The 9,056-nt window shown below is 59.6% G+C and carries 8 protein-coding genes and 2 pseudogenes; 8 read left to right on the forward strand and 2 right to left on the reverse strand.

Features of this window, described 5'->3' with window-relative positions; translation table 11 throughout:
* Nucleotides 1-125 precede the first annotated feature (125 nt).
* The 8 genes and pseudogenes from F6X42_RS23950 to F6X42_RS23985 all read left to right on the forward strand — a co-directional run bounded on the left by F6X42_RS23950 (nucleotide 126) and on the right by F6X42_RS23985 (nucleotide 7,811).
* Nucleotides 126-1,205: a porin gene (locus F6X42_RS23950; protein ID WP_187636565.1), complete on the forward strand. Its 1,080-nt coding sequence runs from the start codon at nucleotides 126-128 to the stop codon at nucleotides 1,203-1,205.
* Between the two features lie 232 nt (nucleotides 1,206-1,437).
* Nucleotides 1,438-2,388 carry a PDR/VanB family oxidoreductase gene (locus F6X42_RS23955; RefSeq protein WP_187636566.1) on the forward strand — a complete coding sequence of 317 codons (951 nt, stop codon included), beginning with the start codon at nucleotides 1,438-1,440 and terminating at the stop codon, nucleotides 2,386-2,388.
* Nucleotides 2,389-2,569: 181 nt separating this feature from the next.
* Nucleotides 2,570-2,710, forward strand: a pseudogene (locus F6X42_RS45960) (formaldehyde dehydrogenase, glutathione-independent); the annotation flags it as partial.
* 399 nt (nucleotides 2,711-3,109) lie between these two features.
* Entirely contained in the window at nucleotides 3,110-3,847 is a 738-nt protein-coding gene (locus F6X42_RS23965) for an alpha/beta fold hydrolase (protein WP_187636567.1), read from the forward strand.
* On the forward strand, nucleotides 3,840-4,295 hold the full coding sequence (locus tag F6X42_RS23970; RefSeq protein WP_187636568.1) for a nuclear transport factor 2 family protein: 456 nt from the start codon (nucleotides 3,840-3,842) through the stop codon (nucleotides 4,293-4,295). The genes F6X42_RS23965 and F6X42_RS23970 overlap by 8 nt, the downstream gene beginning before the upstream one ends.
* 166 nt (nucleotides 4,296-4,461) lie before the next feature.
* The gene (locus tag F6X42_RS45965; protein WP_376776413.1) at nucleotides 4,462-4,572 is read left to right on the forward strand and encodes a hypothetical protein; all 111 of its coding nucleotides are present in this window, start codon (nucleotides 4,462-4,464) and stop codon (nucleotides 4,570-4,572) included.
* On the forward strand, nucleotides 4,569-5,630 hold the full coding sequence (locus F6X42_RS23980; RefSeq protein WP_187636570.1) for a LysR family transcriptional regulator: 1,062 nt from the start codon (nucleotides 4,569-4,571) through the stop codon (nucleotides 5,628-5,630). The genes F6X42_RS45965 and F6X42_RS23980 overlap by 4 nt, the downstream gene beginning before the upstream one ends.
* A gap of 387 nt (nucleotides 5,631-6,017) precedes the next feature.
* On the forward strand, nucleotides 6,018-7,811 hold the full coding sequence (locus tag F6X42_RS23985) for a tannase/feruloyl esterase family alpha/beta hydrolase (protein WP_187636571.1): 1,794 nt from the start codon (nucleotides 6,018-6,020) through the stop codon (nucleotides 7,809-7,811).
* A 515-nt stretch (nucleotides 7,812-8,326) separates the two neighbouring features.
* On the opposite strand, the gene F6X42_RS23990 is transcribed toward F6X42_RS23985, so the two are convergent.
* Both F6X42_RS23990 and F6X42_RS23995 read right to left on the reverse strand, forming a co-directional pair.
* The gene (locus F6X42_RS23990; protein ID WP_187636572.1) at nucleotides 8,327-8,509 is read right to left on the reverse strand and encodes a hypothetical protein; all 183 of its coding nucleotides are present in this window, start codon (nucleotides 8,507-8,509) and stop codon (nucleotides 8,327-8,329) included.
* Between the two features lie 37 nt (nucleotides 8,510-8,546).
* Nucleotides 8,547-8,819: pseudogene (locus F6X42_RS23995) on the reverse strand (antitoxin Xre-like helix-turn-helix domain-containing protein); the annotation flags it as partial.
* Between the last annotated feature and the right edge of the window lie 237 nt (nucleotides 8,820-9,056).

Genomic DNA, 9,056 nt, shown 5'->3' on the forward strand with positions numbered 1-9,056 from the left:
GTCGAAATCGATCGAGGAGTGGTAGGACGGATGCCGAAAAATATTATTAGTTAGCCATCCGTAATAAATACAGGCCGGGCGAAAACAGATCCGGCAGCATATAAAACCAGAAACGGAGTTTGGAGATGAAGAAGTCGTTAGCCGCGAGTCTGTTGTTGGCAGCAGGGGTAGGGGTGGCGCATGCGCAAAGCAGCGTGACGTTCTACGGGATCGTGGATACAGGTGTCGAGTTTTACAACCACGCAGCAACCGGTGGAAGTTTCGTCGGTATGTCGCCCCTCACGGGTGAAGTCCCGTCCCGCTTCGGGTTGCGCGGCAGCGAGGACCTGGGCGGCGGCCTGAAGGCGGTGTTCAACCTGGAGAACGGCTTCGCGCCGTCCACGGGCGGCCTGAACTACGGCGGCCGGCTGTGGGGCCGGATGGCGAACGTCGGTCTGAGCAACCAGTACGGGACCGTGCTGCTCGGGCGTCAGATGAACATGACGTACTACGTGACGGGTAATGCGGACGTCATCGGACCGTCGATGCATTCGATGGCGAACTTCGACCCCTACCTCGCGAACGCGCGCAGCGACAACGCGATCGGGTACATGGGCAAGTTCGGCGGCGTGACGGTGGGCGCGACGTACAGCTTCGGGCGTGACGCGGCAGGCCCGGCCGGTCCGTCGGCGACGAACTGCGGCGGCCAGGTGCCGGGCGACTTCCAGGCGTGCAAGCAGTTCACCGGGATGCTGGCGTACGACGCGACGAACTTTGGCGTGGCGGCGTCTTATGACCAGATGCGCGGCGGCAAGGGCGCGACGGCACCGCTGACTAGCAGCGCGTACAAGGACACGCACACCGTGGTCGACGGCTACTACCGGTTCGGTCCGGGCCGGGTGGGGATAGGCTGGATTCACCGTGACGTCGATGCGGCAGCAGCGTCGCTGCGTTCGGACATCTATTTCGCCGGGGTGAACTGGCTGCCGACCCCTGCGGTGTCGCTGGACGCACAGGCGCTGCATTACGACATCCACGGCACGTCGAATTCGACGCTGATCGCCACGCGCGCCACATATCTGCTGTCGAAGCGCACGTCGGTATACGCGCTGCTCGGCTACATGATCAACAGCCAGAAGGGTGCGTCGGCGGTCTCGGCGGGCGGTTCGGTGGCGCCGGGCGAGAACCAGACGGGCGCGATGCTGGGGATCCAGCACAAGTTCTGACGGCAGCGGCTGACGATGGACACGGGCGGTGCGCGCCGCCCGCGTCCGCTATCGTTGCGCGCGCAACCGGCCCGCGAGATCAGCTTTTCGATATCAATTGCGCAAGTTTCCCGTGAGGACTCAGCGCAGCCAATTAGACGTCCTGTCCATGGAGCCGCGCGACGCTGGCGGCAATGCCCATTAAAAAGCGGATTTGCTCTGAATCAGAAGCCAAACCTCGTTTCGTAATGCCATGAAGACCATCATCACGCGAAGGGTCGCCGTTGCGACCGATACTCTTATGTTTGAACTTGCGGATCCCAGCGGGGACCCGCTTCCTGTGTTCGACGCGGGCGCGCATATCGACGTTCACGTCGGCGGCATGGTCAGACAATATTCCCTGTGCAATAGTCCGCACGATTCTTCCTTTTATCGAATTGGAGTCCTGCGCGATCCGGCCTCCCGTGGTGGTTCGATTGCAATGCATGAGCTAGGGGAGGGCGCAATGTTGGAGATCGGCGCGCCTAAAAATCACTTTCCTCTAACGAACGATGCTCGACACTCAATCCTGCTGGCGGGTGGGATCGGTATAACGCCAGTTCTTTGCATGACGGAGTCGCTTGCAGCAGAATCGGCGTCGTTTGAGCTGCACTACTGCGTGAGAAATCACGAGCGCCTGGCGTTTCGCGAGAGGTTGATTGAGTTTGCCGATGTGAACATTCCGGTGCATTTTTACATCGATGAAGATGGAAACACGCCCAGGATTGAGCTGACGGAGGTGTTGGCGAAACCGGATGCTGGCAAGCATTTATACGTATGCGGGCCCGCTGGCTTCATTTCAGCGGTGATGGACACCGCCACAGCAATTGGATGGAAAGCGCACAACCTGCACCGGGAGTACTTTGGTGGCATTGATCACCAAAATTGCATCGGTGATGGTGCGTTCCAGGTGATGCTCAGTTCATCGGGACAAACCGTTGATGTTGCGCCCAACCAGACCGTCGTCGAAGCCCTCCGTAAAGCAGGCGTTGAAATTCCCGTCTCCTGTGAACAGGGCGTTTGTGGAACATGCCTTACCCGCGTTCTCGACGGCCAGCCGGCGCATCGCGACCTCTACCTGACCGAGGAAGAGCGCGCAGCGAATGACCAGTTCTTGCCATGCTGTTCGCGGGCACGATCGGCCCTACTGGTGCTCGATCTCTAGAAAAGCCGCTGCCCCCGCGTTGGCGCCCACGATGGTGTCTTTAACTGCAGAGCTCGTCGCAATTCGCTAACACGTTTCACCAGATCGGGAGTCCCATATGGGTGAAAATAGAGGTGTCGATTACGTTGGTCACGGGAAAGTAGAAGTCCAGTCATTGGTCTATCCCGATTTGGTCGATCCCGACAAAATCGATATTGCGAAGGTTGTCAACGTCCAGGTGATCTCACTTGATGATGCGCCGCTTGGCTACGCGGAGTTCGACGCGGGCGTGCCCAAGAAATTCGTCATAGACCCGCACGGTTTGCTGGCCCGGGCCGCCTAATTTCGACGGTATGAGGGCCGTGGCGGGATGATCGTCGCGCTGCTTGAAACGAAGGGGCTGTAATAATGTTTTGCAGCGAAGTCGGGCGAGCGCGTCGCGATAGAGTCGCTAGGCCCGTCGCGGCATTCAGGCGCGTCGGTCAAGCAACGGTTCTCAACTCGTCGTGCCCGCAAGTGATGCGATAGACCGACTTGCGGTTGCGGTGCGTTGATGCGCATCGCCGCGTCAGTCCAGCTTGCTGGGGCGCGTAACGACAGGCCCCAGCGTGGTGACCAAGTTCAAAACGAAAACGATTGGGCACACCGGAGTACGTCCAGGTTGGCCATAAGGTAGTCCGTTTTTGTATTTGGCAATTTTCGGGCAAGCGGCCGTTCTGAGTTATATACACAGGCAATATTGATGGCCATTCAAATCGCTTTGCTGCCAGGCCTCCTATGCGACGGAGCAGTGTGGTCCGAGCAGGTCTCCGCGCTCAGCGCACTGGGAAAGTGCTTTATACCCGACTACGCGGTGCTGGATTCGATCGGTGCAATGGCCGATCACGTGCTCGCGGCCGTGGGCTCCGAGCGCGTGCTCGTGGCGGGGCATTCCATGGGCGGCAGAGTCGCCTTCGAAGTATGCCGCCGCGCACCGGAGCGTATTGCGGGTCTCGCGCTGCTCGACACGGGCTATCAGGTCCGCCCCGCCGCTGACGCTGGCGAATGCGAACGCGCGCAGCGACTCGCGCTGCTCGAACTCGCGCCTAAAAAGGGCATGCGCGCGATGGGCGAGCAATGGTCGCCGGGGATGGTTCATTCCGATCGGCTCGATTCGGATGTCTGCCACGCGATTCTCGACATGATGGAGCGCAGCACCCCCGAAAAATTCGCGGCGCAGATCAACGCCCTGCTCAATCGTCCGGACGCCACCGCGTTGCTCGACGAGATCCGTTGTCCCACGATGCTCGTCTGCGGCCGCGAAGACCGCTGGAGTCCACTCGCGCGCCACGAGGAAATGCAGGCACGGATACCGGCCTCCCGCCTGCGTGCCATCGAACACAGCGGGCATATGTCGACGATGGAGCGGCCTGCTGACGTGAGCGCAGCGCTGCTCGAATGGGCGAAATGGTCGATGGAACAGGAGACTGTCGATGGCTAACGCGATGCTCGCTCCCGTCGTACGACTCATCGCCGAGCATGCCTGTCGTGCGCTCGTCATAACGGCTGCGGATCTGATCGACAGCGGCCAGTTCGCGAGGCTGGCGGAGGTCTTCGCCGGCGACGCACTGCTCGTGCGTCCGAATGGCGCGGCGCTCAGGGGTTGCGACGCGATCATCGCCTCCTATGCAGCACGGCCGGCGAATCGTATCAGCCGGCATCTGATTCTCGGCACGAATTTCACCGAGGTTGCGTCCGATCGTGCGGTAGCAGCAACTCAGGTGCTTCTTTGGAACGGCAATACCGACGACGATCCAGGCCAATTCGGCCGACCGGCGCGCGGCCAGCAGATCGTTGGCCGCTTCGATGACGAGTTCGCGTTCATCGATGACGCATGGTACATCACGAAACGGGTCGCTTCGTTTGAGTTGTTCGCTGCCAATCCCTAGGACCGTTTTGTTCGCAATGGACCAACAACCAACCCCGGATGCCATGAATGGTGTTCCGCGCAAGTCCTTGAACAGAGCTGCCTTGCATGCGGGCGACTTGCCCCCGCTTCTCGAATACCTCCGGTCTCTTCGGTCGGTGCTGGCGGTTTCGAAGTGCGGAAGCGCCATGCGCGCTTCGGAGGCGATTCATTTATCGCAGTCGGCGATAGCGCGCTCGGTCATCGAGTTGGAGAAAGCTTCAGACAGCCACTCTTCGAGCGCACGACCCGAGGAATGAACCCGACCCAACTGGGTGCGCGGCTCACTATCCACATCGAGACAATGCTTCATCATCTGACAAATGGAGCCCTCGAAGCTTTCGCAGCGACGGTTCCCGAGGGCAGCAGCCAAGGACCGGTGCGCTTCGCTGCAGTTGTGGCGGCCAGTCAACTGCGAGCGTTTATCGCAATTGCGGCTTGTGGGAGCGAGGCCACGGCCGCGCAGACGCTTGGGGTCTCACAGTCGGCGGTGCATCAATCGCTTCATGCCATCGAGAATCTGTTAGGCATACGCCTCTTCTATCGACTGGCAGCCGGCACCCGGCTGACTATCGCAGGGGAATCGCTATTGCGGCGCGTCAAGCTGATGATGGCGGAACTGCGGTCGATGGAGGTCAAAATCGCGGCATGGCGCGGAGCCGTCGGCGGACGCGTTGTCGTTGGCGTGTTGCCGCTCTCCGTTCCGACGTTTTTGCCGAAAGCAATCGAGCTGCTCAAGGATCGTCATGCCGAAGTTGAAATTCAAATTGTCGACGGAACGTACGAGAGCCTCGTGCGCCAGCTCGCCAACGCCGATATCGATGTGATCGCCGGGGCGCTACGCCCGGACGGCGACGTCGGAGATCTGAAGCAGATCCATCTTTTCCAGGACGACCTGGTTGTCGTTGCGCGTCGAGATCATCCGTGCCTCGACGATCACAACCTCACACTCGCCAAATTGCTTGCGTGGCCGTGGGTGCGTCCGCTGCCAGGCACCCCTGCCGACCATGCGCTTCAGAAGGTGTTTGAAGCCGAGGAACTCGAATTGCCTGACGGGACACTTCAGGCGAACAGTCCGTTCATGACCTTCGCATTCGTTCTGCAATCCGACCGTCTCGCATTCGCGTCACGCGGGGATGCGCTGTCAAAAGGTTTCTCCGGCCAATTGTGCGTGCTTCCGCTACGGTTGCCCGCGACCCGCCGATCAATCGGCCTGGTGACTCGTGGCTATGGCATTCCTTCGCTGAACCTGAGCGGGTTCCTGCAGGCGTGCGAGGACGCAGCACCGCAGACCGACACTGACACCACGCAGCAGTAGAGCATCGCAGCAGCGATGACCTTTCCCTTTGGCCCCGAACAAACCCGGGGGTATTAGGGCAACGCATAACCGCGATAGGCGAATGCGTGGCGGGCCAGGTTGTCCAGTGCGAAGATTTGGCAGCGGTAGTTTCAAGCCTATTCGAAGACTGCGGCATCTGCTTAAGGCCGCGTCTACCGCTGATGGCGTGCACGAAATTCAATCACGAGCACATCTGTTCGGGCGATATGCCGTAACAGGCCGTCAGGGGGAGCGAAGCCGGTGCAAAGGCGACGCGGCGGGAGACGACGAGAAGATCACTGGCTTCACGCCGAGGATATCTCCCCGCTGGCTGAGCCGAATCAACCGTTCGTTCCGACCAATCCAATTACAGTGGGAGACACCTCAATGTTATTTCGTCGCGGAAAAGACGCGCTCAAGTCAAATGCTGCCTGGTCTGTGGTGATCGGGTCGTCCGTCGTGCCGGTGCTTCTGGCCGGCTGCGGTGGAGGTCACGACCTTTCAGGCGCCAGTACCAGCAGCACGGATCCCAAGTCCTACGCGACGCCCGTCGTCGTCGCTAACGCAAACAAGTCTTGCGCGGCCCTCGTAGGCAAGACCATCGATGCAACCCTGCTCGGCGAACCTTCGTCAGGCGCCGTGGTCACGGCCGCGGTATTCAAGCCCGCGGTGGCCGACGCGCCGAATGCTGCGAGTACTGTGATTGTTCAGGGGACGCCGGATTTCTGCCAGGTTCTGGTCGACATCAAACCGGTCGACTCCAACGCATCAACGACCAAGGCGGAGGTGAACCTGCCCTCGACGTGGATCGGCAAGTCGATCCAGTTCGGCGGCGGCGGGACCAACGGCACGCTGATAACCGGTCTCGATCCCGCCAAGCAACAAGGCCCCGAGACTCAGCTTCAGTTGACGCAAGGCTATGTCACTCTTGGCACGGACTCCGGCCACCAGAACGCGGCGGGGGTCCCGAGTGGCGCGTTTGCGCTGAATGACGAGTCGCTGAAAAACTACGCCTACGCGTCGTATAAGAACACGCACGACGTAGGAGTGCAGCTGATGCAGACCTTCTACAACCATCCGGCGAAGCAGGCCTACTACCTCGGCGGCTCGGAAGGCGGCCGCGAAGGCATGATCATGGCCCAGAAGTACCCGAAAGACTTCAACGGTATCGTGTCGATCGACCCGGTTATCCGACTGATCGGGCTATGGCTGCGTCAGCTGTCGTCCGGCCAGGTCCAGAGCACGGCCGGAAGCTGGCTGGGTGGCAAACAACAGTTGATCGAAGACACCGTCGAGGCGGCTTGCGATGGCCTTGATGGCATCGTCGATCATGTCGTCAGCAATTACAAAGCATGCAAGCCGCTGGCCGATGCCGCCCTAGCAGCCAAGCGCTGTGCTTCCGGCACTGACGAGGGGTCGACGTGTTTCTCTGACGCTCAACTGGCTACGCTGCGCTGGCATTACGACGGGCAGGTGATCCCGTTCGAACTGGCCAACGGCATCACGTCCTATCCGGGCTACCTTTACGGCTCGGAAATCGTCGGCGGCATCACGAACTGGTCGATCGGTACAACCCGACCTTCTGCAACCGGTGGCGGTGGACTGAGCTATAGCATCGGCCAGACGCTAGTGCAGTACTTCGTCACCAAGAATGCGCAGGCCGATTTCCTTTCGTTCAATCCGGCCGCTTATCAGGCGCGTCTGCAGGAGCTCTCGGCGATGATGGATATGACCAACCCCGATCTGGGCGCGTTCTATGCTAATGGAGGGAAGTATATTCTGCGCGAAGACCTGTCGGACAAGGGCAACGGTCAACAGACCGGCTTCGAGTACTACGACGAAGTTGTGTCGAAGTTCGGCCAGGCCACGGTCGATAACTTCTTCGCCGTCTATGGTGCGACGGGGCTTGGCCACGTGTCTGCCGGCGTGGATGCGGGCACCGCCAATGCGCCGACGTATGGCACGCCTGGTCATATCGACATCGTTGCCGTACTTGACGATTGGGTTGTCAATGGCAACAAGCCTGCCTTGTCGCTCACGCTGACGAACCGACAGCCTTTGCCTCCGTATAACGTGATCGCGTCAAAGCCGATGTGCCGCTATGGCTACTATCCGCAGTTCACCGGTAGTTCGGCTGCCGGGGGCAATCTCGCCAGCAACTATACCTGCACGGCACTATAAATGCGGTGATTCCCTGGGGTTGATATCTGCAAATAATCCCGCGGTTGCCCCTAGGAATTCGTTGTTACCGCTCTGATCCGGATATGTCGCTGCGGATCTCGATCTCCTCAATGACGACGACCGATCGCAGCGCTTCGTAGCAAATGAAACTTGCGTTGGAACCCGGCGAAGAGGAAATTGAAATCGTTAGCGAATTTGAGGGGCGGTCGGGATTCCGCATTATGCGCTGCAGCGCATAATGCAGAGGGTTTTTTGGTTGGCGATCGCGGCTACGAACCCGTGAGCAAGATCCGATGAAGTCAGGCCGCGATCGGTAACTAAAACCCTTCTATGAGGCATCGAAAGTCAAGACCCTTTCAAGAATAAAAAAGTCGGTTATGCGAAGTAAATCTCCAATAGACGACCCGTAAAGCACGCGGGCGGAACTGATGGCATATACCTTTTTGCAGGTTGGGATGTGAAGGGCGGAAGTGGCGTGCGTTGGCCACTCGGTGCCGGCAGCCTAGCGTCCACGCCTAGTCGTCGCGCCATTCAGGTGGACAGGTGGCCTCCGCGATCTCGGAGATCGTCACGCCATCGTCCACCTGGACCCTGAGCAACTGGTAGGTGTCCGGCACATCCGCAGTGCTCCCGATTTCCTGACGCAAGAGTGTTTCCCCCTTGAGATCGGCGTGGTTGCTGATTCTCCAGAGGACCATCAGGCAAAATATCCTTCGTCAATCTGGACTAATGCAGGGCCAGGCGAATCGCCCGATCCGATTCTTCGGTCGACAGACGCTCGTGCTGCTGCCGCCTGTGCGTCAGGGTGCGCCGTCGAATGATGAACGCAAATTCATCCGCTTTCAGCCCCCGGGCCGTCAGGCGGTCGCTCACTTCAACAGCGACGCGCTCGCTCGCAAGCTCAGCGAGGTCTGTCTCGTTGCGAATGCGTGCGTCCAGTAATTGCTCGAGCATTGCTAGTTCAGCGCGGATTTCCGGCCCTGCCGGTACAAAAGCTACCATGGTCATGGTGGCGCCCGTTTTGGCAAAATGCTCAACCATGGTCGGCGTTTTGCCAAAACCGTGGTTGTGCACCCGCTGTTCGCTGTCCTGACGTCCGTTCAATTTAACATAAAAGCAATTGCCAACGATTTGATAAGGAATGCAGATGGAATTTCACGAATTCCAACCTGCATCGCCGACCATGAGGACGAGGCGGAATAGGTAGGTCGGGAAGTGCGCGCGGGCGAGCCGGGCCTTAGCCGT

The sequence above is a fragment of the Paraburkholderia podalyriae genome (assembly GCF_014397785.1).
In the GTDB taxonomy this organism is placed as follows: Bacteria; Pseudomonadota; Gammaproteobacteria; order Burkholderiales; family Burkholderiaceae; genus Paraburkholderia; species Paraburkholderia podalyriae.

Bases quoted from the DNA above. Each gene is read 5' to 3' on its own strand.
- F6X42_RS23950 (WP_187636565.1), top strand. From the start codon at position 126: ATGAAGAAGTCGTTAGCCGCGAGTCTGTTGTTGGCAGCAGGGGTAGGG.
- F6X42_RS23955 (WP_187636566.1), top strand. From the start codon at position 1,438: ATGAAGACCATCATCACGCGAAGGGTCGCCGTTGCGACCGATACTCTT.
- F6X42_RS23965 (WP_187636567.1), top strand. From the start codon at position 3,110: ATGGCCATTCAAATCGCTTTGCTGCCAGGCCTCCTATGCGACGGAGCA.
- F6X42_RS23970 (WP_187636568.1), top strand. From the start codon at position 3,840: ATGGCTAACGCGATGCTCGCTCCCGTCGTACGACTCATCGCCGAGCAT.
- F6X42_RS45965 (WP_376776413.1), top strand. From the start codon at position 4,462: ATGCGCGCTTCGGAGGCGATTCATTTATCGCAGTCGGCGATAGCGCGC.
- F6X42_RS23980 (WP_187636570.1), top strand. From the start codon at position 4,569: ATGAACCCGACCCAACTGGGTGCGCGGCTCACTATCCACATCGAGACA.
- F6X42_RS23985 (WP_187636571.1), top strand. From the start codon at position 6,018: ATGTTATTTCGTCGCGGAAAAGACGCGCTCAAGTCAAATGCTGCCTGG.
- F6X42_RS23990 (WP_187636572.1), bottom strand. From the start codon at position 8,509: ATGGTCCTCTGGAGAATCAGCAACCACGCCGATCTCAAGGGGGAAACA.